Here is a 23422-nt window from a genome sequence, read left to right as displayed (position 1 = left end):
AACTCACCCATTCCGCTTGAGGAAATCAATCAACAGGGTGGCGATCTGATCGGGTTGATCCTCCATCGCAAAATGCCCGCAGTTCTCTAATATATGAAGTTCCGAGGTTGGAATGGCCTCATTCAGTTTGTGTGCCCAATCCAGCACCTGCCACGCATCATCTGCACCCCAAATCAATTGCACTGGCAAGGCGCCAAGTTTTTCATAAGCAATGCTCTCTGTGTGCTTAGCGTCGTAATGCTGAACCTGATGTTGGAACAGGCTGCCTTGTCCAATAGGGCCACTGATGAAATCGAGATAAGTATCCAGTGAGGTCTGAGCCAAGCGCTCTTTGTTTTGCACAGCTGAAAGCAGCCACTGCTGAAAGTGCGCCCTGTGATCTGCGTTCGGAGCATCAACCAGATTCTGCAAGCCCGTCTGCATCTGTTCTTTGGTGCGATTGGACGGCCAGCTGTCAAAGCTGACAACGTCGATTAGGGTCAAAGATCGGACCCGTTCTGGTGACTGAACGGCAAATCGCGGAGCCACGGCACCGCCAATATCGTGGGCGATGACATGCAGGTCGTCTAGACCCCACAGGTCCAGCAGACCCTCAAGGATTGGCACTTGACCGGTAACAGATGTGTCAATCGATGGGTCCCAAGGCCGTTCGGACAAACCAAACCCCAACAGATCATACACGTGAACTTTGTATCCAGCACCCACCAAGTTCGGCACTACGTCGCGCCAAATGTAAGACGATGACGGAGTGCCGTGGATCAGCACAACGGGCTCTCCCGCGCCATAGGTGCCGTACGCAATGCGAGTGTCGTTGATTAACACGTGTTTCGTGACGAGGTGCGACATGTCCGGTCTCCTGGGTTTTGTCTTTCCTTGTGACTAAACCAACGCTACACTATGACTCAAATGAATGATTGTCATATCACCACCTAGTTTTGTCATGGCTGCCGAAATGAATGAACGTTTGGAAATAGATGCACTACGCGCTCTTCTCGCCATATCAACGCATGGGGGCGTAACACGTGCAGCAGAACACCTGGCCCTATCGCAATCAGCCGTGAGCCATAAGATTCGGCGATTGGAGCAAACCTTGGACTGCGACCTGTTAGCTCGTCGCGCCGGTGGCCCCATGTTTACCGAAGCTGGTCAGAGGCTATGCGACTATGCCCGCCGGATCACGGAACTGCACGACGAAGCGTTAGGTTCTTTGGGCAAGAAACCACTGACCGGCGCCATCCGACTGGGTATGACCGAAGATACGACGACAAGTGGTATTGCAAGAATTTTGGGGCGTTTCACGCGTTTATATCCAGACGTTCAAGTCCGCACGCGCACAAGTCAAAGCCTGAATGTTCAGGCTTGGTTGAAAGCTGGCGAACTGGACGTCGCCGTCATACAAATCTTTCGAAAAGACGTGTTACCCGGTGATCTGAAACTATTCGAGGATAGCCTGCACTGGGTGAAATCGCCCGAGTTTCGCTTGGACGCCTCGAAACCTGTGCCATTTCTGTCTTTCGACAGTCAGTGCTTTTTCAAGCAATGGGGCTTGGGTCATGGCCCACATCGCTTTGACAATGTGCTGGAATGCCCCAGCGCAGCCGGCATCCAATCCGCAGTACGCTCTGGACTTGGCGTCGCGCTGCTGAACGGAATGCACGTAACACCGGATATAGAGGTGATTGACGATCTATTCCCAGCCCCACCCGATGTTGCCTATGTCGCACGCACTTCTCTGAAACGTCGAAACCCAGCGGCGATGGCACTGATAGAGGAAATCCGCAAAGAAGTTGAAGCTGCTGTCCCCTTGCGGATTGCGGGTTAAAACCAGACCACTGTTAGCAATCTACGCCTTAAACAAACGTTGCCGACGACGTTCAATTGATTTGCGGAAAGCTAAGTCACTGAACAAGGTTACAGGCAACAATACCCGTTCACCCAAACCATCAATGATAACCAACTTACCGCCACGCTCCTGCGCGCGAACTATGTTGTCGGGGCCCATATCACCAACAATGATCCGTCCGCGTTCAAGATCATCCAACAGTTCCAAAAACTCTTCACGCAACTCTTTGCGAGCCACTGAATCTTCTGCCAATGCAGCCCTCTCGGTCCTAAGGGTTGGCGCAAGATCGCCGTCTGGCCCAGTCAGTTTCTCAACAACCAATGCTGGCCCTTCAGAAGTCGGCGCATATCCCATGAACCTGGCCAAGCGTTCGATCTCGGGGCAACCGCGGTTCAAGGCAGCAAGGTATTCGTTTGCTTCACGGTTCCACTGCCGAAGATTGCCATAGCGCCGCTCTGCATATCTCAGCCAAAAACGCCTGCTCGAAGGTTCGTCCACACGAACTTTTAGCAATGCACCTTCAAATTCGGGATGCTGGAAAATCTTATAGTTGTTGCTGTTTCGCAAAGGTGTCTGGCCGCTAAGGTCGATCATGTCTGTCAGGTCCAATTCATGAAGTACCCGCGTCAATATTGGCGCTGGTTGCAGAATTCTGAGACTTTTCTTAGTTGGTTCTTATTGTCGTTACAATTGGCCACAAGGCCGTGCTTATTCACAAGCAAAGTACCGCACATCACAAAAGCAAAACCCAATATTTAAGCTCCCCAAAACGTTCGAAAAATTTCCAATTTGCGAATGAAGAGCTGTGCATTTCTTATGCCAATCAAAGCGAACGATCAGTTCTCGAACTTTACGACAAGTTTGTTTTTCGTGGGCACACTTTGGCAGCACAGGATCAAGCCATTGGAAATGTCATCGTCCTCTAACGCCATACGATTTCTCATGTGCACGGTTCCTTCTATCAGGTGGGCCATACATGCGCCGCAAAACCCTGACTGACAGCTAAATGGAGGATTCAACCCCGCCGACTTGGCGGCATCAAGTATCGTCTGACCGGCTCCTATTGGAACATCCGAAGTTTCACCTTCCAGCGTAATTTTGGCGATTGCGGCAACGCCCTGAACGCTCAGGTCGCTTTCTGCGTCACCACCAAAATTTTCCGAATGTATGCGACCATCCGGAACGTCCAAGCCAAGCAAAGTTGAACGAACATCCGCGTTCATACTGCCAGGACCGCAGACCCAATACTGAGTATCCTGCGCCACTGGTGGCGAGAGGGATAAAACCTCTTGGATTGCATTGGCATCCAAGTGCCCGCTCCGCCATGGCTTGAACCAACTCAGCAATGAGGGTCGAGACAGGATGTGGCGGACAGTGAACCTGTGTGAGTATTGATCCCGCAATAGTTCGAGTTCTTCACGGAAGATAATGCTATCGGCATTGGTATTGGCATAGACTAAGTGCGCCGCGGAATGCGGCTCGTCTTTGAGAACCGAATTGATCATCGCAAACAGAGGAGTAATGCCGCTTCCCGCCCCGAAAAAGTAATGTGTGCGGCGTTTCAGAGGTCCGGGTAGCAGAAAAAATTGACCGAAGGGAGGCATCACCTCAACGCTGTCGCCCTTTGTCAATGTGTCGCCTATGTGATTGGAAACAACACCGTCCTTCACGCGCTTAACAGTGATACGTAGTTCCGAACCCGGAGGATTCGATATTGTGTAACTGCGTCTGTATTCCTCACCGCCAATTTTGAACCTGACAGTCAGGTGTTGTCCGGCGCGCCATTGGAAAATACTGGCAAGGACTGTTGGTACATCAAAAGTCACAGTGGTGGCAGCTCCGCCGATCTCTTTGCGAATTTTCGATACAATCAGGGCATAGAAGTCGTTTTGCATGGCGCTTAGCTTCACCGGTAATCGTAGGTGGTAGTCAACGAGCGGATAACTGTTCCACCAAGATAGGGCGCAAATACGAACTCATCCGTTTGCCGCATAGTGCCTTGGTACCCTTCCCAAGTATAGCCAACGTTGATCACGGTAGTGACGCGCGAAACGCCGCTTTCTATTTGCGACGTTATCTCGGGCTCGGTTCGACTGGTTTCTGCATACCCCTGCAACACTTCTGCAAATTCGGACTCATCAAAGGCAAGGTCGTCCGCCACACGGTATGAGAAGATTTCATCTTTCTGGCCCAAACCGTATTTTATGATGATCTTGTGCTCGGCATCGGGATGCCAATCGTTCCACGTTGCTAACAGGCTCTGCTCGTCCTCAGCCTGCACGATCCGTGCCGCAACATCTTCCGGCGTATCTGCATGTGTTGCCAGTACGAGCGTCGACGCAAGTATGACGCCGATAATTGTGGCTTGTACCGGCTTCATGGCTTTTCTCCGCGGCTTTCGAGTTCATGCAGGAAGTTCAACACCACTTTTTGGTGGTGTGTAATCGGGCTTTCACCAACCCCAGCAGGACCGACCTCAAAATAAGGGCTTTTCAGGGATTTTTGCTGCTGTTCGCAGGCATAGATATCTTCGGCTGTAAAATCACCGGACGCCATTGGATCATCTTCGCCACTAACGTCATCCTCTTGGTATTTCGCGCCGCCGAAATTCTTCCAGAAGTTCCAGCTTTTCCATTGTTGTTTCTGAAATGCCCAATCGGATGCGTTGGCAAGTTTCGAGCGGTTCTCTACCCGTGTCAGATCGGGTGCCAATGGGGTAATTATGAACAGGTTCCAGCTTTCCTCGCTGGCCCCTATGCCAATGCCCGGAAACAACATCGGAACCCACGTACCGACATGCGGTTCCGGGATCGCGCGCGGCATCGGTAGGTTGGCTTCAAGATCCTTCGCATATGCCGCCGACGGGGGTTCCCAAAAATGATAATGTGGACCCTTCCAGCCATATTCAGACTTTGCATGGTCATACATGTGCAGCGTATTTGAATGCAGATGGCTCAGGTGATATACGTCGATGTAGTTTTCAACGACGATCTTCCAGTTAGCCTTAACTTCATAACACTTACGCGCATCCGGGTATTCGACTAGGTTTTCGGGCTTATGCGGGCCCAAGAATGGGTCTACTTCACCGAACCATTCAGCAAGGGTCGGCGCGTTCGGTTCGGGATGCACGAACAACATTCCGCGCCAAATATCTACACTAGCGGGCTTGAGGCCAAGACAGGATTTGTCGACGCCTTCAGGAAATTCCGCCTCCTCGTCAGGAATAGAAATCAGATTGCCCTCAAGATCATACGTCCAGTCATGATACGGGCAGGTCAGCGCCTTTTGCGTCTTGCCAACCGCGCGGATCAACTGTGTGCCCCTATGACGGCAGATGTTGTGGAACGCGCGCAACCGGTGGTCGCGGCCCATGACAATGAAAAGGTTGTTTAACCCTGCCTGCACCGACAGGTAATGACCAGGTCCGGGGATGTCTTCAACCAAACCAGCATAGCGCCATGTTCGCGAAAAAATGAGCAGTTGTTCCTGATCAAACCAGTCTTGAGAGGTGTAGGCCTTCGCAGGAAGATGATGGTACATTTTCGTCATCGACACACCTCAGACAAGCAAGTGAGCATATTGAGGAAATAGGCTGGCGGCGATCATCGTTAGCCCTAAAACAGCCCAAAGACTTACGATACTCCAATATAGAACAGGGTCTTCTTCGCGGTTGATTTCAAACACTAGGAAAGCCTGCCTGTTCACAATTGTAGGAACGATCCACCAGACGAAAAGCAATCCCCATACCCAATAAAACTCAAGAACTGCGGCAACCAACAGGATGGGCAGCGCGATGTAATTTGCGGCTCTGGTTAGACTCATTTCTTTGCCTCAAGAGTAGATACCAGCAAAGCGGCCGCGCGCTTCAGATCTTCGCGCCAGGATTGGGGCGGATCTAATGGGGATAAAGCGTCCATACTGACAAAGATCGCCGAGACGCCTTGTGTTACAGCGCGAATATTTGCGTCCGAAGCCGATTTGACCCCCCGACGAAGGATCACCTCAACAAAGTCCAAAAACTCTGTAAGACTTTCCATCAGACCTTGTCTTAGGTCCAGTCGTTCGGGAACCGCCGTCACCAGCGCCTGATACGCCAACATCAGTCTTGGGTCGGTTCCGCTGTCGTCGGAAAACAATATTTCAACGAGATCCGAAGGCGTTGCATTGTCGGGCAAAGCATTGCGTAGCCCATTCAACGCTTCTGCGAACCCCTCGATCACATACCCTGCAAGCGCAGTTATCATTTCATCCTTGTTCCCAAGGTAATGACGCAGCAAAGGGCGTTTTACACTGGCCTCTTCCGCGATCCGTTCTTGCGTCGCACCATCCAGTCCGAACCGCGCCACACACGTTAAATAGGCGTCGAGTATCTCGTTAGACCTTTGGTCTTTGAGCGAAGGTCGTGGCATCAGCACCTCTTTTACTGTCATTGATGACAATTAATGCAAAAAAGTTTTTTGTCAACATTGACGATTTAAATAATGAAGTGTTCAAAGTCGAAACAATGCCTCATCAACCGCGCCGCATCTCAAAGTGAATTACGGATGCAAATACCACCTTCAGGCATTCAGATGGATCAAATTTGACAGAATCCAATCTTGGTGCTTACCTAACACCAAAGCGTCGAAAGAAGTCCAAATCTTCTTTTTAATCAGACCACTAAGACGCCAGACCAACCAGTGCAGGAACCCTGGAGACTTCAAAATGGAATTGATCGCTGAACAGCTCCGCACCTTTCCAATCATGGCGCTTTTCTTGTGCCTGGGCCTTGGGTACGGCGTCGGCAAATTTCGGGTTGGCAAGTTTGAACTTGGCGGAATTGCCGGAACACTGCTTGTGGCCGTGTTCGTGGGACAAATTGGTGGGATCAACCTAAGCACGGATGTCCAGAACATCTTTTTCTCGTTGTTCATATTTATGGTCGGCTACAACGGCGGACCGCAGTTTTTTGCCGCCTTGAATCGAACGGCACTGACCAAGCTGCTGGCTGCTTTCATGATGACCCTGTGGGGGTTGTTCTTTGTTGTTGTCGTCGCAAGACTTGCCGGGCTGGACAAAGGTCTGGCTGCGGGTCTAGCGGCTGGCGGGTTGACCCAATCGGCCATCATAGGCACCGCCGGTAACGCCATCGACTTGCTGGGCCTCGCTTCGGATGAAGCTGAAAAACTAAAAACCAATATCGCCGTAGGCTATTCGGTTACGTATATCTTTGGCTCTATCGGCCCAATTCTGGCGGTCAGCATCATTCCGATCATTATGCGAGTAGACCTGCGGCAAGAGGCGATCAAGCTGGCCCAAAAGCTCAGCGGCGGTGGTCGCAAGCTCGAGGAAGGCGAGTTTCTACCAATGAACCGGTTCGATGCCCGTGCCTATCAAGTGAATGCAGATGCGTCGATTGCAGGACAGACGGTAAAGGCAATTGAAGGCAGCTATGACGGTGATCTCATCGTCGAGAAATTGCTACATGACGGTGCCCCAGTCGAACCCAAGCCCGACACGCAAATAAGCGCAGGCGACGTGATCGTGGTGTCCGCACTGGTTGGCACACTGACACAATTCGAAAGGACAGCCAGCGGTGAAGTCGGAGAGTACCCACCCGAGTTGACCATAGTTGAAGAACGCCGCAACGTCGTGGTGACCAACCGCAAATTGACTGGAAAGACACTGGCCGAGATACGCGATGCGTTGACCGCCGATCAGCGGCGCGGTGTCCACATCTCAAAAATTACCCGCATGGGGCACGATATTCCGGTGCTGCATAACACCGAAATCCACGCAGGTGATGAGGTTAGCATCGTCGGCCATAAAGACGATTTGAACCGAGTTTCAAAGATGGCGGGATATGTGCCGCCCGCCGCTTCGGTCACCAATTTCATTGCATTGGGGATCGGTGTGGCGGTCGGTTACCTGATCGGTGAAATCAGCTTTGTTATTGCAGGCACGAAGGTTGCGCTAGGCTCGGGTCTCGGGTGCCTCGTCACTGGACTGATCATAGGATACTTGCGTATCCGAAGACCCAAGATCGGTGGTATCAATCGCGGTGCCGCGAATTTCCTGCAGAGCTTTGGACTGGCAGTTTTTGTTGGGGTCGTTGGCCTGAACGCAGGTAAACCTGCACTAGAGGCAATCCAGCAATACGGCATCATCCTTTTGCTTTTGGGTGTCGTCGTTACGCTGATGCCAATGATTGTTCAGTTCCCAATCAACTATTTTGCGTTGCGTATTAAAAACCCGATCGAAGCTTGTGCAGTGGTCACGGGATCTCGATCCGGAAATCCTGGCTTTGCCACACTGCTAGAGAAGGCCGGAAACTCTACGCCAACGCCTGCGTTTACCATGACCTATGCGGTTGCAAACATTTTCCTGACACTTTGGGGGCCATTGGTCGTAGCCTTCGTACCATAAGCTCTACATCAGCAGGATAACGATAACTGATCCCCAAAGCGCTAACAGCACGTTGCCGACTGCGTAGCCAAGACCATAACCCAACGTAGGAACCTGACTCTGCGCCGCTTCCTGCACAGCGGCAAGGCCGGGCGCCGACGTCCCTGCTCCGCAGCAAGTACCTGCCAATACGCCCTCGTTAATTCCAAAGATCTTGCGACCCACAACCACCGCAGTTCCGTGGGCCAGCAACACAATTGCTACTGATCCTAAGACCAGTGTCGGGCCATCTTCCACCACACCGGCCACGAAACTGGTTCCGGATGTAATCCCTACGCACGCTACGAAGACGCACAAGCCTAGCGAGTCGAAAATCCACAACGTTGCCTCGGGCACAAAGCCAAATGTTCGGTGAACCGAGCGCAACCATCCCGCCACCAGACCGCCCAACAACACCCCGACCGAGGTGCCCAATCCCAGCTCTACTGCCCCATATTTCAAAGCCGGAATTCCAACTAACCCGCCCAGTAGAATAAAAAACGCGACAAAAATCATGTCCGTCTTGCTGGATTCACGGTCCAAATAGCCCAATCGTGCAGCGGCATCCTCAATGTGGCTGCGGGTGCCCGACAGGGTCAGCACATCACCCTTATGTAAGGTCACTCCGGAAAAGATCGGAAGTCGTTCGCCGCTGCGCATAATACCTCGCAGATATATGGTGCGTGCTTCTGGACGGACCGATAACTCGGCCAAGGTCTTGTTGACCACCTCAGTGTTGGTGACAACGATATCGTTGGTCTGAACCGGAAGGTCGAGAAGCTCAGGGTCTTCCACCTCTTCACCCAGCATGGCGGTGTGGTCTATTAAATAGGAACGCACCCCCGCAATGGCTGCGATATCACCATGCTGCAGCACCATATCACGCGACGTGGGTAGGATTTTGCCTCCTCGCCGTACGCGATCAAAGAAAGCGCGGACATGTTCGGGCACCCGAGCTTCGATCTCGGCTATGGTATGCCCTTCAAGTTCAGGGTTAATGCGATAAGCTCGGGCTTCGAAATCACGATGTTCAGACGCCATTGGGGCGCCGTTGTCGTCAATCTTCGCTTCGTATTCCGCACAAGCCTCTTTAAGCGAACGGCCATAAAACCGAGGGGCCAGCTGGGTGTGGAAAAAGATCGTTGCGATGACACCAACGAAATAAGCAACCGCGAACCCGGTCGCGATTTCACTGTCGAAAATCTGTTGTGCTGCTTCGTCAGCCCCGGACTTGGCAAATGCGTCGATAGCCACGCCCAACGTTGCGCTTTCTGTGACGCCGCCAGCCAAAAGCCCGGCGGCAATCCCAACTGACAACCCCATTAGCGGAGCAAGCAGAAGCGCAACCCCCAACGCCACAACACACAGTAACGCCGTGACAGCGATTTGCGGCAACGCGTGCAAGTTCATAGACCGAAAGAACTGTGGTCCGGTTCGATATCCGATGGAAAACAGGAACAACATAAAAAACGCTTCTTTTACGTCATCCGATACGACGACACCGGTCTGACCAACCAAAACCCCAGCCAAAAGGCAGCCAGCCACCGAACCAACGGTAAACGAGCCGATGGAGATCTGACCCAACGTGTATCCAAGGGCAAGGCTGCAAAACAGGGCCAGAGCGGGATGGTGCCCAAAGATCGACCCTATCCATTCCATGAAAATCTCCCCGTCCCCCACTCGCTCGTCTAGCCGTGCAACGGTAAACCTTTCGAGGCGCGATAGGCCTGCACGTATCCAACCGCCACCGCTCGGACCGCGCGGCCGATCTGACGATAGGCACTGTCATCCAGATTGGCGAACGACACCCGCGCTGACCAGTTCGGAGCGTCAAATCCCGAGCCATTCAACAGCACTATCCCGTGGTCCTGGGCCAGCTTGAACGAAATATCCAGCGGGTGGACATTCTCCTTGATCCACTCGACGACTTCTTCCCCCACGTATTTGCGTAGCCAGAATTCGAAATCGATGATGCCGTAATACTTGTCGAACAGTGGGTTGTCCGGCACTTCGATACCCATCCCGTCGACCAGTTCATCAAAGCGATGCTTCAGAATGCCCCAACAGAACGCCTGATACGCTTTCTTTTCGTCCATCAACTCAACCAGTGAGAACAGCGTCATCATCACCTGCTGCGGCAACGAAAGGCCTGCCGTGTGATTCAACGCGACATCCCGGCTGTCGGCGACTATTCGGTCGATAAACTTGAAAGACGACGGATCTGGAGTCAGCGCTTCATATCGCGCGTTGACGACAGCCTTAGTTTCCTCGGGTGCTTCTGCGATCATCCGATCGAAGATGTTGTTCTCGGCTACCAAAATCGCACCAAGCCGCCAGCCCGTGCAGCCAAAATACTTGGAATAGGAATAGACCCCGATCGTATTCTCAGGCAAGTGACCCATCACCGATTGGAAATTTGGAATAAAAGTCCCATAGACGTCATCTGTCAGGATAATCAGGTCAGGACGACGGGTTTTGACGAATTCGACCAACCGTGTCATGACCTCGGGGCTGATCGCGACTGAGGATGGGTTGCCCGGATTAACCAGAAACAGGGCTTTGACCTTGGGATCAGCCAACTGTTCGAGATCGTCATCGGTAAGCTGGAAATGGTCTTCCTCTTCCGAGGACACATCGACCACGTTCAGCCCATAGTCCTCCAGCACGGGCATTTCCAAGTAAGGTGTGAAAATCGGTGTCCCCAGAGCGATGGTATCACCGGCATTCAGCAGGCGTTGGTTTTTAAGCGCCTTGAAGATATAGCACATGGCCGCGGTACCACCCTCTACCGCGTAGATGTCAAACTTGGCTTCGGGTCGATAGCCGGCGCACATCGCCCACATAACGTATTCATGGACGATTGCTTCGTTATGCTGCATGCACCGATCCGGCATCGGGTAATGGTCACCCACGATACCGTCGGTCAGTTCCAGTACAAAATCGTCTGGTGTAAAGCCGAACTTCTCAATCGCATAGTCGACCACAGAGACCAAAGTATCCGCGCCCGGTGGGCCTTTCTTCTCAATCGTGTCCGCGCAATAAGCCTTGAGCCGGTTGTAGCAGCCCGGCCCCTGCGGCATCCCAGCCAACCCAACCTGCGGTTCATCACGATGGCGTTGCGCTTCGGTCATCGCGAACTGTCCAAGAAGAAAGAACGCCTCTCGCGCCTTGGTGGCGATCCAGTTGGGATTGCCACGACCGGCATTCAGGTATGGCAAAGCCATTTGGCGCGACTCTTTCTGAGCCAGCTTGATTAATTCATCTTTGATCTGGAAAGGACTTAGGTTTTCAAACTTATGCAGGTTCAGTGTTTCTGGCATGATGTTAAACCCTTGCGTTATAAAGATCGGACCAATTTACTCGGATCGTACGCAAGGAAATGTGTCTGTGTAAACAACAGTGTGCGGTGCAGTAGGCATGTCCCCGTGAATGACCTTTTTCACTCCGTCGAACCGGCCCAAAGGATCAATGACCTTAGGGTTGGGACTAAGATATTGATGGATTTTATCTGGCAACACGCATTCAGACCTCCGCAGATTGAACCAAATAGCTTTCCAAGGTTGAGTAGCTTTGGTTCGCAACTGGGAAGGCTGGCGGTGCAATCCGGCAGGATCTACTTTCACCCAACCAATTCTCAACGTGGAAACGTCAATAGCATCAATATTGATTAGTCCAGCTTGCTGAAGGTGTGGAAGAATAAGCCACAATGAAAACAGGTAGTCTGATCCTGCACGACTGACGTTTTCCGCAAGCAAAAGTGGCGGAGAGACAGGGATTCGAACCCTGGAGACGGTTTCCCGCCTACACACTTTCCAGGCGTGCGCCTTCGACCACTCGGCCACCTCTCCGTGGGCGCGATATTTGGACCATCGTCGGGGGATTTGCAAGGGGCGAATAAGGCTAAATTTCAACCTTCTGTCGTTCTCCCTCCTGCCTAGCTAAACCTCATCCCCTTCGCCATCCGCCAAGTCGGTCTCGGTCATGCCAACAGGCTTGGTAGAGTGCTGCTCAGAAGGCGCGTCGGTTGTTGTGGTCACTGGTTGTTGCGCGGGTTCCTGACCGTGCAAAGCCTCGGGATTCCGCAGCCAGACATCGCGCTGCGCGAATGGTATCTCGATTTCTTCTTCGACAAACCGTCGGTTGATTTCATGATTCATGTCGGATTTCACCGACAAAACCCAATTCACATCCCGCAAGATCGCGCGGATTTCGAAATCAAGAGAATCCGCACCAAATCCCTGGAACACCACACTAGGCGCGGGATGGGCTAAAACCATAGGATGAGAATTGGCGACCTCGCCCAAAATCTTTTCAACTTTTTTGGTATCCGTACCATAGGCCACACCCACAGGAACGATAACCCGACCAATAGTATTGCCACGGGTGTAATTTGTTACCACGCCACTTATCAGGTCCGAGTTGGGAACGATCACATCAGTCCGGTCGAATGTTTCAATCCGAGTGGACCGAACCGAAATGTCGCGCACGTAGCCCATCATCCCATTTACGTCGATCCAGTCGCCCTTCGATATCGGCCGTTCAACCAACAGGATGATGCCCGACACGAAATTCGAAACGATGGTCTGAAGGCCAAAGCCGATACCAACTGACAAGGCACCCGCTACAATTGCCAATGACGACAAGTCAAAGCCCGCGACCATGATGGCGATCAGCGCGGCCAGAAAAATCCCTACATAGCCAGTGCCTGCCGCAATCGCGTTCTGCCCGCCCGGATCGATACTGGTTTTAGGCAGTAGTGAGTTTCGCAACCCACTTTGCAGCATTCTAGTTAGGCCGTAGCCGATCAGGAAGACAATCACGAAAGTGAAGAAGTTGGTGGGCGAGATCGTGACCCCACCGATATCAAAGCCTAGCAGAAGCCGTGACCAGGCTTCGCGCAAATCCGTCTCACGCGCGCCCCAATAGAGCGCGAGGATCGGCAGCGCCAAAATCGCAAGAGCAAAGCCCACAAGCACAGAGAACAACGAGTCCCAAACAGCTTCGCCCTGCCCGGTTATCCAACCGTAGACCTGAGTGATAAAGCGTTGGAAAATCACCAAAGCACCAATCAGGACGAGCGTTTTAACCGCTGGAAAAACAATTGCCTCTGCCGCATTCGTGTACCCGAATATCGCCAGAACGGGTGTGGCCATACCTAGAATGAACAAGGCGCGACGAAGGAATTCTACGAGCTGACTGAAACCTGCCGCACGTGTTGTACCTGTTGAATCTGGTGCGTCCTGCTGAATTTCGTTTGTTCGGATATGCCGGACCCTAAGCAGCAGCAGCGCCGTGAAGACCACGACAGGAAAACTGACTACGGCGCGCGTGGAATCCGAAATATTTTCAATTTGCTCAAACAGGTTCGCCAACTCGTGCAAAATCAGCATCAACGCCAGCAAATCGATGTAGACACGCAGTTCCTTGATTTTGGCAGCGGACAGCCGCTTAAATCCTTGCGATTGCCCCATCAGGTAAATCTGACGTCCGATCCAATCGTAAAACAGGATAATTGCCGCCCAGTACGGAACTTCGTCCAAAAGAAGTGCGCCGCGTAAGCCTAACACCCCAGTCAAGCTGATAGCAGTGACCGCCGCAAGAACACCAAGCCAAGGTAAAATGATACGCAGTAGTGAGATTACAAAAGTCCAGACTCCGGTCCCTGACCCACCCAGACTTCGAAGGTAATCTCCACCTTTTTCAGACCAACTCCGGCCAAACACCAAAAGGACGCCTGAAACAACCGCAAGAACAAAGATTCCCAAACCGCGTTCGCGGATTTGCTCGCGCGCAACATCAGTGCGAAGGTTTTCGGTAACCTCATTCACAAGAGCGCGAACAGCTTCCTTAACGTCGACCCAAGCCGGTCTCCAATACGATGGATTAATCGGAGACGGACCGCGTTCCATAAGCTCCTTTGTTTGGCGGTGTCTAATAATTTGGTCAATTTCACTGATCAGGCCGTTGGCACGGCTGAAAGCCTCTTCCGATATTATCCGAGGAACACGCAGACTGTTCAGCTGCTCCTCCAGATGCGTTCGGATTGTGGCGATATCGTCCGGTTCAGTTGCGTCTCCCTCGGGCTTTGGACCAAGGGCTTTTATCTGACTTTCAAGAGTTTGAATTCGATCAGTGTTTGCTCCACGAGCCCTGTTAAAGTCTTCGCGGTAACCATTGATTTCTGAACGCAGGTTTTCCAAAGCAGCGTTTGAGGCGCGGTTCGCCTCAATAACCGCCTCAGCGCGGGTCGCCGTACTTAGCCAGCCTTGATAATATTCGCTTTGTCGGTCTGTGAGCTGCGCGGCCGCAGGGCCGCCCAGCATGGTTAAACAAACCAGAAATAGTGCAAGAAACAGGCGGACCTGCCGCAGCATCACACGTCCTCAAATACGCCGGGAATGCTACGCGGCGCTTCGGTCATCCAATCCGGGACCGGCAGTTCTTTTTCGCGCAGGAATTCGGGATTAAACAGCTTAGATTGATAGCGTGTGCCATAATCGCAAAGGATCGTCACGATAGTATGGCCCGGCCCCAAGTCTTTGGCTAAACGCACCGCGCCCGCCATATTGATTGCAGTTGAACCGCCCATGACCAACCCCTCTTCGCGCAGCAGGTCAAAAATGTAAGGCAGCGCTTCGTTGTCGGTCATCTGATAGGCGTAATCAGGCTTGAACCCTTCGAGGTTCTTGGTGATGCGCACTTGACCAATACCTTCAGCGATTGAGCTGCCCTCCATCGCGAACTCACCCGTGGTGTAGTACGAGTACAGTCCAGCCCCCATCGGATCGACCAGACCAATCTTCACCCCTTTCGGTTGCAGCGCGTCCGCTACTCCGGCCAACGTTCCGCCGGAACCCACAGCGCAAACAAAACCATCAACCTTACCGTCGGTCTGTTCCCAAATCTCGGGGCCGGTCGTTTCCACATGAGCTTGACGGTTGGCCACATTGTCGAACTGGTTGGCCCAGATAGCGCCGTTTGGTTCGGTCTTTGCAAGTTCTTCAGCCAGTCGGCGGGAATAATGCACAAAGTTATTCGGATTGCGGTACGGCGCAGCCGGTACTTGTACCAACTGTGCCCCTGCCAAACGCAGCATATCCTTTTTCTCTTCGGATTGGGTTTCCGGGATCACAATCACCGTTTTGAAACCCATCGACGCACCGACCAAAGCAAGGCCAATACCGGTGTTACCCGCAGTGCCTTCCACAATTGTGCCACCGGGTTTTAGATCCCCGCGCGCAATTGCGTCACGGATGATGTAGAGCGCGGCGCGATCCTTTACCGACTGACCCGGATTCATGAACTCGGCTTTGCCGAGAATCTCACATCCAGTCTCTTCACTAATGCGCTTTAGCCTGATCAGCGGTGTTTTCCCGACTGCGTCGGCAAGGTCTCGTGCAATGCGCATGGCGCCCTCATTTCATTACGTGTCATCGAAGATTTACAGATGCGGTGCGGCAACCACAAGCAGCGATCCTTAACCGCGTAAACGATCACGGTGTCTGGCTAACCAATTGGCAAGCGACAAAAGCGGTAAATCCTTGAATTCGTTATTATCAACCTTCTGTATGAAAGTGTCATAAGGAAGAATTTGGGTTCGAATATCCTCACCTTCAGACGCCAATCCTCCATTTTCGATTGTATGCGTCAGATCACCTAAACCGACGTAGAGGTAAACATACTCTGTTGAAGACCCACTGGATGAATACGCACCACCCGCATATTCCAATGTGTTCAAACTTACATGCGCCTCTTCCAGCGCTTCACGATAGGCAGCTTGTTCCGGAGTTTCGCCGTGATCGATCATGCCTGCCACAGGTTCCCACATCCACGGCTCAGGGTCTTCAATCATATACACCGGAGCGCGAAACTGCTCGACCAGCAGCACCACATCCCGCACAGGGTCATATGGCAGAACAACAACCGCAGCGCCTTGCATCAACGCATTTCGGTTCAGAACTGAACCCATCGAGCCATCGTACTGGCGATGCTTCACTTCAAGCTCTTCTACGCCGAAATAGTTGATATAAGCATGTCTGTGGCTTTGGACGATTACATCCTTAGACGTGTCGCGCGGATCACCAGTTTGACGCTTGCGCGCGGCCAATTTGGCCCAAGCCCTTGTTCGGATCGGCGCGAAGTTTTTAGCAATTTTGCTTGCATCGACTGAGCCAAAGTAGGCCATCTCTTCCTGCGCGGCGAGAACCACCACCTCGGCCCATTCGTCGACCCAATCTTGCAAAGACCAGAGCGCATCACGTGACCATAAGCCGGGCTCTGGGAAAAACACATTGGCTTTAGCCTTTAAACCATTGACTAAATCAACGTCCTGAGGGCTAAGGTCGTAGTCAAACCCACCCTCGTAGTAAGCTAACCGGTTAAGGTCCTCTTCACTGAATCCCTGAACCAACAGGCCTTCGGCATAGCTGCCATATTCCGATACTATCATCGGAAATGCCTGCCCCTCCACGCCGTAAACCGCATGATCCGGAAGGGTAGCCTCAGAGATTGTTACCTGCGACAAGGGGCGGCCCAGCACACATTCCAGCAACGGTAAATGCCGGAGGGTGCCGTAAAAGAACAAATCGGACACTAGAGCAAAACTCGATCTAATTCAGGTCATTTACCGCCAGCGGCGGTTAGCCTCTTCGGCTGCAAGCCCCGCGATAAGTGCTCCGATCGCCAAAGTCCACAGGATTTCTGGGCTCAATAGAAGTTTGCTGTATTCAACGCTGATCTCGAAAATAGAAATTAGAGCTTCGAATGGGCCACCGTAGCGGTTGCGCATTGCCATCCGGAACATTTCATTGCAGCCCTGAGCGAATAGACACCAGAACACTGTCGCGGCCATGCCGGTCAAACCGTTATTGACAGCAGCTGTCCAACCGCGACCGACGCGTTTACCCATAACCTTCCAGCCACATAGAAATGCTATCAGCATGTTGGCATAGGTGAACCAACCGTAGTCCTTGCCCTCTTCCCCGTTGCTGATAATCATCGACGAAACGATAAACGCGACAACAATCAGGCACAAAGAAGCAACGAGACGCGGAGCAGTAGGCATTCGGAATTTCCGTTTGTTAACTGGGTTTTGCTATAGTGATCTGTGTCACATCGCAGTTGCCAGTGTCAAAGGCTGCTCCGCACGCGGTCAAATAATAGTTCCACATGCGGCGGAAACGCTCGTCAAAGCCCATTTCGGAAATTTCGTCCCATTTGTCGTTGAAGGTATCATACCAACGACGCAAGGTTAGATCATAGCTTTTCCCGAATTCTCGGGATTTCACAACGTTTAGTCCCGCTTCAGTCACCTGTTGTTTTAGAACTGTTGGCGCTGGAAGCATTCCGCCCGGAAAAATATATTTTTGAATAAAATCAACACCGTTTTTGTAAATTTCCCATCTGTGATCTGCGACAGTGATGATTTGCAACGTAGCCTGTGCACCAGGCTTCAAACGATCCCGCACAGTTTCGAAGTAGACAGGCCAATACTTCTGTCCCACTGCCTCGAACATCTCAATCGATGCGATACCGTCATACTGCCCCTGCTCATCACGGTAATCTTGCAGCTTAAACTCAACAAGATCGGAAAGACCTGCGTTTTCAATGCGCTGCTGGGCGAACTTCAACTGCTCCTGGCTGATGGTTAAACCTGTGACCCGAAGGCCACGCTCTTTCGCGGCGTATTCAGCGAAACCACCCCAGCCGCAGCCGATCTCTAAAATATGGTCTCCGGGCTTCGCGCCCATCTCATCCACAAGACTTGCGTATTTCGCCGTTTGCGCTTTTTCCAGACTTTCCTGCCCCGTTTCGAACAGAGCACTTGAATAGGTCATCGTTTCGTCCAGCCACAAACTGTAGAAATCATTTCCCAGATCGTAATGGTACGAGATATTTTTTTTGGCCTGACGCCGATTGTTACGGTGCAGCCAAAAACGCAAGCGCTCGTACGCCTGAACCAAAAACTTACCGGTGAAATCGTCGTAGACAGTTTCGGTGCCCAAATGCACCAGATCCATGAATGAGCGCAGGTCCGGGGTACTCCAATCACCTTCCAAATAGGCGTCAGAAAAACCTAACTCTCCTTCACGGATCAAACGCGAAAAAACGTCTGGATCGTGAATATCTACCCGCGCTACCGGTCCGGCCTTGGCACCCTCAGACCGGAACACGCGACCATCCGGCAAAGCAATGTCCAGTCGACCGGACTCCATCCGGTTCAGCATCTTGAAGACTTGAGCAAAGTATCTGGGCAGGTCTTTTTGCCCTTCGGTAGTCGTAAGGATCATCCGCTCTCCCCTTTGCGGCCGCAGTTCAAAGCTAGGCTGAGTTTGTGTTTCTGGCAAGTTTTCAGTTCCTTACCCGGTTTTTCGGCCTTCATATGCCGCCAATGCACGGGCTCTGCCGACAGCCAATTCAACCACGGGTTTGGGATATGTGGATGTTGGATCAAGCGACCATGACCGCGGGACAGCCCGGAAATAAGCCAGCGCCGTGGCGGACGGGCTCACCTGCCCCTCGGCTATCCAACGGTTCAAATAATTTTCATCGGGGTCGAATTTTTCACGCTGCGTCTCTGGGTTGAATATACGAAAGAATGGTGAAGCATCGGGACCTGAACCTGCCACCCATTGCCAACCCATCGCATTTGCCGCCGGGTCCCAATCAATAAGACAATCCGCAAACCAATCCATTCCTATTTTCCAATGCGTCATCAAATGCTTGGTCAAGTAACTGGCGACGATCATACGAGCGCGGTTATGCATCCGGCCCGTCACATACATCTCACGCAAACCTGCATCGACGACTGGAATGCCTGTGCGAGCGTGTTGCCACGCAACCACCTCAGGATGATTGGCATCCGTATTCCATGGAAAACTATCCCATTCCGGTTTCCAGTTTCCGCTCAGCAGGTGTGGCGAGTGGTACATCAGGTGATATGCAAACTCGCGCCATGCCAGCTGCCGCAGGTAGGCTTCGGTCCCTTTGACGCCATTCATCGAAGCGCTGTGAACCGCATGCCACACGCTGCGAGGGCCAATTTCACCTAGCGACAGATATTCCGAAAGCTCCGACGTGCCCTCAAGGTCCAAACGATCACGATTGCCAGAATAGTTTGAGATTCGATCCAAAAAACGGTGCAATTCTTCAAACGCAGACTGTTCGCCGGGGCGTACGAATGGGGCGACGATCTTAGCGCCACGGTTCATCGCAGCGCCTAATTTCCAATCGGTCAAGTTGTCAGAAACCGGCCATTTTCGCGGTGCGGCTATCGCTGAAGGTAGAACACTTGGTGCTGGCACATCTCGTCCCTGCACAGCCCGCCACATCGGAGTGAAAACGCGAAACGGCTGGCCTGTCTTGGTGGCCACAGTCCAGGGCTCGAATAACAGGTGCCCCGAGTAGGATTTAGCCTCAATTCCACTTTCTTTCAGCGCGGACTTAACGAGCTTATCGCGGGCGATGGCATCAGGATCGTATGCGCGCGACCAAAAAACGCTTGTTGCTCCGGTCTCTGCAATAAGTTGCTTCAGAACAGTCAGAGCATCTCCGCGTCTCAGGATCAACTTGCTGCCGGATTCCTCAAGAGATTGCGCAAAGGCATCCAATCCCAAGCCAAGCCGCCACTTCGGCGCGGCTCCAATTGATTGCGCAAGGTCGTCCAATATAAAAACCGGAAGAACGGGACGACCGGTTCGGCTAGCCGCGCTTAACGCAGGATGGTCCGAAAGGCGCAAGTCCCTTCGAAACCACATGATGATCGGTGACTGCGTGTTATCCATGACCGCCCGCTGGTTTTCTTCGCATTACGAAACCCAGCGAAAACCGGATCATAAAACGGCGTCAAGTGCGTTCAATAACTGATCAATTTCTTGCTGAGACGTATAGTGCGTAAAGCTGACCCGCAGCACGCCCTGCTTTAGATCAATACCCATCGCTTTTAACGGTCGTACCGCGTAGAAATCTCCTCCACCCGCCATAATGCCGTACTCGACAAGGTCAGTGGCTACTGCTTCGGCATTTTGATTCAGCGCTAGAGCCACGGTCGGCGCACGTCGGTTAGCGTCCGATGTGCCGATCAGGCGGACAGCGTTACGGTCCTTCACTGCATCCAAAACGGGCTGCAACAGTGCGACTTCTCGGTTACGCATCAGATCATGCACATAGGCACCACGCGCTTTCGGGTCCCCTTTCGGACCGTTGTGGTGATCGCAAAGCAGATCGACGTAATCCGCCATCCCGGCACTGGCAGCAATCTGCGCGTGGTCGGGTCCGGCTGGAGTAAATCGCTTATAAAGGACGTCGCCGTTAAAGTAATGCGCTTGGTTCGGCAGCATTTCACCCAACGTACGCCGGATCACCATGCAGCCCTGATGCGGTCCATAGGTTTTGTAGGCGGAGAACAGGTAAATATCTGGCCCAAGGTCGCCGACATTCGGGAACCCATGAGGCGCGTATGAGACGCCGTCGACACAAACAAACGCCCCCGCGGCATGAGCAATGGCGGTGATTTCGGTGACAGGGTTGATCTCTCCTATCACGTTCGAACAGTGTGGAAAGCAAACCAATCGCACATTTTCATCCAACAGGTTCTCAAGATCTTGCGGATTAAGAGACCCGGTTTCTGGATTGATTTGCCATTCCCGAATTTCAATCCCATCTTCGGCCAGCCGCCGCCAAGGGCCGGAGTTTGCTTCGTGATCTTGGTCAGTAACCACGATCGCTTGCCCCGGTTGCATCCACTGGCGAAACGCTTGGGCAAGAACATAAGTGTTCTGCGTGGTAGATGGACCAAAGCTGAGCTCATCCGTATCCACACCCAGAATCGCGGCCATTTTGGCGCGCGCCTCATCCATTTCCTCACCGGCCAATCGGCTGGCGTCATAGGGACCGTAGGGTTGCACCTTGCGCTGAGTGTAATAGCGCGACAGACGGTCGATCACCGGCTGGCAAGTATATGAACCACCAGCGTTTTCGAAAAACGCCTGCCCTTGAAGGGTGGGTTCGGAAAAGGCCGGGAACTGCGACCGAACGAAATTGATATCCAGAGTGCTCATGGCACGTGCCTCCTTGATCATGCTCGTAAATCCAAGAGGTGCCCGAGCATGATTTCGGAAACCTCAGAAACCATGGCAGGTCTTCCAGCCCAGCCGACACCCGCAGATGTCCGCAGCCCCACGATACGCAGGAACGATGCCAAATTGCCCAGAGCCTTGTGGTTCGTCAAGAACTCAACATTGGCCCAAACGGAAAAAGCCAGGCGCGAAGCCCGGCTTTTCAAAATTTTGGTAAGTAGCTTAACCTTGAACTTTGGTATAAGTGCCCTCACCCGCCAGAATGCCGCGGAAACCACCGGGTTCGTCCAGCCCAAAGACGATCAGCGGCAGGTTGTTGTCGCGTGCCAAAGCGATGGCCGACGCATCCATGACCCGCAACCGCTTGGCCAGTACATCGTCGTAGGTAACGGTATCATAGCGTACCGCGTCAGCATGTTGTTTCGGATCTTTGTCATAAACCCCATCGACACCGTTTTTGCCCATGAATATGGCCTCACACGCCATTTCATTTGCGCGCAAAGTCGCAGCAGTGTCAGTCGTAAAATAAGGGTTTCCGGTACCTGCAGCAAAGATGCAAACCCGTTTCTTTTCAAGGTGACGCACGGCACGTCGACGGATGTAAGGCTCACACACCTCATCCATACGAATGGCCGAGATTACACGGGTGAACACGCCAATTTCCTCTAACGCAGATTGCATTCCCAGCGCATTCATCACCGTAGCGAGCATTCCCATATAGTCGGCCGTTGTCCGCTCCATCCCCTGCGCCGAGCCGCTTAGGCCACGGAAGATATTTCCGCCACCAATAACCATACAAATTTCAACGCCAAGATCGTGCACCGATTTAACCTCTTGCGCGATGCGCTGAACGGTTGGCGGATGCAGGCCAAACCCCTGGTCCCCCATCAATGCCTCGCCAGAGATTTTGAGCATCACGCGGCTGTATTTGGTCTTAGGGGTCAAGGTGGCTTCGGCTGTTGAGGAAAGGCTCATGTTGCGCTCCGGGCTGGCACGGGTTTATTTTCCGGCGCAAAATGAAGCAAAAGCTCCGCAGGTTCAATGCGGTTGGTGAGGATTGGGGCAACCAGCATGGTCAACAACGACAGTTCGCAATTATTGGACAGCCTGCCAACCATACCAGAAGGTAAACCGGTGTTGATTGCTGGGCCGACGGCCTCTGGGAAATCAGCACTTGCCTTACAGATTGCCGAGACTTTTGGCGGTGTGATCGTCAATGCAGACGCCAGTCAAGTTTATGATTGTTGGCGCGTGATCTCAGCTCGACCTTCGGTCGAAGAAGAAGCTTGCGCGCCGCATATTCTTTATGGCCACGTCTCTTTCGATCAGGACTATTCCACGGGTCACTGGCTGCGCGAGGTGACGCCCCTTCTTTCGGGTGATCAACGCCCGATTATCGTCGGCGGCACCGGACTGTATTTTTCCGCTCTGACCGAAGGTATGGCCGATATTCCCGCTACACCATCAGAGATACGGGCCGAAGCGGACCAGTTGGATCTGCCGACTTTGATTGAGGGTGTAGACAAAAGAACACTAGACCGGATCGACACCCTAAACCGCGCCCGCGTTCAGCGCGCTTGGGAGGTTGAGAAAGCCACTGGGCGCAGCCTACATGACTGGCAGTCAGAGACTCCACCCCCAGTATTGGAACTGGCCGACGCCGTGCCAATCGTGTTTGACGTGGACAAACAATGGCTTCTGGACCGCATCACCCGGCGGTTTGACCAGATGCTCGAGACTGGAGCGTTGCAAGAAGTGGAAGCAATGCGCGACCTTTATGATCCGACATTGCCCGCCTTCAAAGCCATCGGTGTTCCCGAGCTCATGGCCTATCTGGATGGTCATATGACACTTGAGGCCGCAAAAGAGCGCGCAACGATCTCCACTCGTCAATTCGCCAAACGCCAGCGCACTTGGTTTCGCGCGCGAATGAAAAAATGGAATCAGATAGATTTCTCAAAATGATACGTCAAAATTCTGAGAAATTTGTCGGACGATTCTCACGCCAAGACGAAATTGCCAGTTCACGATAGTATACATTACCGGAATTCACCGCAGTCGGCGATATTGCGATGTTAAA

Annotated in this window: 20 protein-coding genes and 1 tRNA gene; 3 read left to right on the top strand and 18 right to left on the bottom strand. The window is 52.6% G+C overall.

Features of this window, described 5'->3' with window-relative positions:
• Positions 1–3: 3 nt before the first annotated feature.
• Positions 4–846 (bottom strand): alpha/beta fold hydrolase, encoded by an 843-nt coding sequence (locus ACR0L3_RS05190; protein WP_480744194.1) that lies wholly within the window; start codon positions 844–846, stop codon positions 4–6.
• 64 nt (positions 847–910) lie between these two features.
• Between ACR0L3_RS05190 and ACR0L3_RS05185 the strand changes: the two genes are divergently transcribed.
• A complete protein-coding gene (locus ACR0L3_RS05185; protein WP_480744193.1) occupies positions 911–1822 on the top strand; it encodes a LysR family transcriptional regulator in 912 nt (303 codons plus the stop codon).
• 21 nt (positions 1823–1843) lie between these two features.
• Here the strand turns inward: ACR0L3_RS05185 and ACR0L3_RS05180 are convergent, their stop codons facing one another.
• From ACR0L3_RS05180 to ACR0L3_RS05155, 6 genes are all read right to left on the bottom strand, one after another.
• Positions 1844–2473, bottom strand: a complete 630-nt coding sequence (locus ACR0L3_RS05180; protein ID WP_480744191.1) for a YrbL family protein — start codon at positions 2471–2473, stop codon at positions 1844–1846.
• Positions 2474–2679: 206 nt separating this feature from the next.
• On the bottom strand, positions 2680–3738 hold the full coding sequence (locus ACR0L3_RS05175) for a 2Fe-2S iron-sulfur cluster-binding protein (protein ID WP_480744190.1): 1059 nt from the start codon (positions 3736–3738) through the stop codon (positions 2680–2682).
• An 11-nt stretch (positions 3739–3749) separates the two neighbouring features.
• A complete protein-coding gene (locus ACR0L3_RS05170) occupies positions 3750–4223 on the bottom strand; it encodes a hypothetical protein (protein WP_480744188.1) in 474 nt (157 codons plus the stop codon).
• Positions 4220–5392, bottom strand: coding sequence for an aromatic ring-hydroxylating oxygenase subunit alpha (locus tag ACR0L3_RS05165; RefSeq protein ID WP_480744187.1), 1173 nt, complete (start codon positions 5390–5392; stop codon positions 4220–4222). The genes ACR0L3_RS05170 and ACR0L3_RS05165 overlap by 4 nt, the downstream gene beginning before the upstream one ends.
• A gap of 9 nt (positions 5393–5401) precedes the next feature.
• Positions 5402–5665: a hypothetical protein gene (locus ACR0L3_RS05160; RefSeq protein ID WP_480744185.1), complete on the bottom strand. Its 264-nt coding sequence runs from the start codon at positions 5663–5665 to the stop codon at positions 5402–5404.
• Positions 5662–6252, bottom strand: a complete 591-nt coding sequence (locus ACR0L3_RS05155) for a TetR/AcrR family transcriptional regulator (RefSeq protein WP_480744183.1) — start codon at positions 6250–6252, stop codon at positions 5662–5664. The genes ACR0L3_RS05160 and ACR0L3_RS05155 overlap by 4 nt, the downstream gene beginning before the upstream one ends.
• A 295-nt stretch (positions 6253–6547) precedes the next feature.
• Between ACR0L3_RS05155 and aspT the strand changes: the two genes are divergently transcribed.
• The gene (gene aspT, locus ACR0L3_RS05150) at positions 6548–8248 is read left to right on the top strand and encodes an aspartate-alanine antiporter (protein WP_480744181.1); all 1701 of its coding nucleotides are present in this window, start codon (positions 6548–6550) and stop codon (positions 8246–8248) included.
• 3 nt (positions 8249–8251) lie between these two features.
• On the opposite strand, the gene ACR0L3_RS05145 is transcribed toward aspT, so the two are convergent.
• The 11 genes from ACR0L3_RS05145 to pyrH all read right to left on the bottom strand — a co-directional run bounded on the left by ACR0L3_RS05145 (position 8252) and on the right by pyrH (position 22317).
• On the bottom strand, positions 8252–9925 hold the full coding sequence (locus ACR0L3_RS05145) for an aspartate:alanine exchanger family transporter (protein WP_480744179.1): 1674 nt from the start codon (positions 9923–9925) through the stop codon (positions 8252–8254).
• 29 nt (positions 9926–9954) lie between these two features.
• The gene (locus tag ACR0L3_RS05140; RefSeq protein WP_480744178.1) at positions 9955–11586 is read right to left on the bottom strand and encodes a bifunctional aspartate transaminase/aspartate 4-decarboxylase; all 1632 of its coding nucleotides are present in this window, start codon (positions 11584–11586) and stop codon (positions 9955–9957) included.
• Positions 11587–12024: 438 nt separating this feature from the next.
• Positions 12025–12114: transfer RNA gene (locus ACR0L3_RS05135), tRNA-Ser, on the bottom strand.
• A 90-nt stretch (positions 12115–12204) separates the two neighbouring features.
• The gene (locus ACR0L3_RS05130; protein ID WP_480744177.1) at positions 12205–14640 is read right to left on the bottom strand and encodes a DUF3772 domain-containing protein; all 2436 of its coding nucleotides are present in this window, start codon (positions 14638–14640) and stop codon (positions 12205–12207) included.
• Positions 14640–15674 (bottom strand): cysteine synthase A, encoded by a 1035-nt coding sequence (locus ACR0L3_RS05125; RefSeq protein ID WP_480744176.1) that lies wholly within the window; start codon positions 15672–15674, stop codon positions 14640–14642. The genes ACR0L3_RS05130 and ACR0L3_RS05125 overlap by 1 nt, the downstream gene beginning before the upstream one ends.
• Before the next feature lie 69 nt (positions 15675–15743).
• On the bottom strand, positions 15744–16859 hold the full coding sequence (locus ACR0L3_RS05120) for an NUDIX domain-containing protein (RefSeq protein WP_480744175.1): 1116 nt from the start codon (positions 16857–16859) through the stop codon (positions 15744–15746).
• Positions 16860–16889: 30 nt separating this feature from the next.
• Positions 16890–17330 carry a TrgA family protein gene (locus tag ACR0L3_RS05115; protein WP_480744174.1) on the bottom strand — a complete coding sequence of 147 codons (441 nt, stop codon included), beginning with the start codon at positions 17328–17330 and terminating at the stop codon, positions 16890–16892.
• Between the two features lie 16 nt (positions 17331–17346).
• Positions 17347–18555, bottom strand: a complete 1209-nt coding sequence (locus ACR0L3_RS05110) for a class I SAM-dependent methyltransferase (RefSeq protein ID WP_480744172.1) — start codon at positions 18553–18555, stop codon at positions 17347–17349.
• 69 nt (positions 18556–18624) lie between these two features.
• Positions 18625–20049, bottom strand: a complete 1425-nt coding sequence (locus ACR0L3_RS05105) for a cryptochrome/photolyase family protein (RefSeq protein ID WP_480744171.1) — start codon at positions 20047–20049, stop codon at positions 18625–18627.
• Between the two features lie 48 nt (positions 20050–20097).
• On the bottom strand, positions 20098–21324 hold the full coding sequence (locus ACR0L3_RS05100) for an aminotransferase class V-fold PLP-dependent enzyme (protein ID WP_480744169.1): 1227 nt from the start codon (positions 21322–21324) through the stop codon (positions 20098–20100).
• Between the two features lie 240 nt (positions 21325–21564).
• On the bottom strand, positions 21565–22317 hold the full coding sequence (gene pyrH, locus ACR0L3_RS05095) for a UMP kinase (RefSeq protein WP_480744168.1): 753 nt from the start codon (positions 22315–22317) through the stop codon (positions 21565–21567).
• A gap of 96 nt (positions 22318–22413) precedes the next feature.
• Between pyrH and miaA the strand changes: the two genes are divergently transcribed.
• Positions 22414–23307 carry a tRNA (adenosine(37)-N6)-dimethylallyltransferase MiaA gene (gene miaA, locus ACR0L3_RS05090; RefSeq protein ID WP_480744167.1) on the top strand — a complete coding sequence of 298 codons (894 nt, stop codon included), beginning with the start codon at positions 22414–22416 and terminating at the stop codon, positions 23305–23307.
• The last annotated feature ends 115 nt before the right edge of the window (positions 23308–23422 follow it).

Source organism: Ruegeria sp. CK1, from assembly GCF_056536545.1.
The sequence above is the reverse complement of the archived record's forward strand: the minus strand, read 5'-3'. Positions and strand labels throughout refer to the sequence as shown.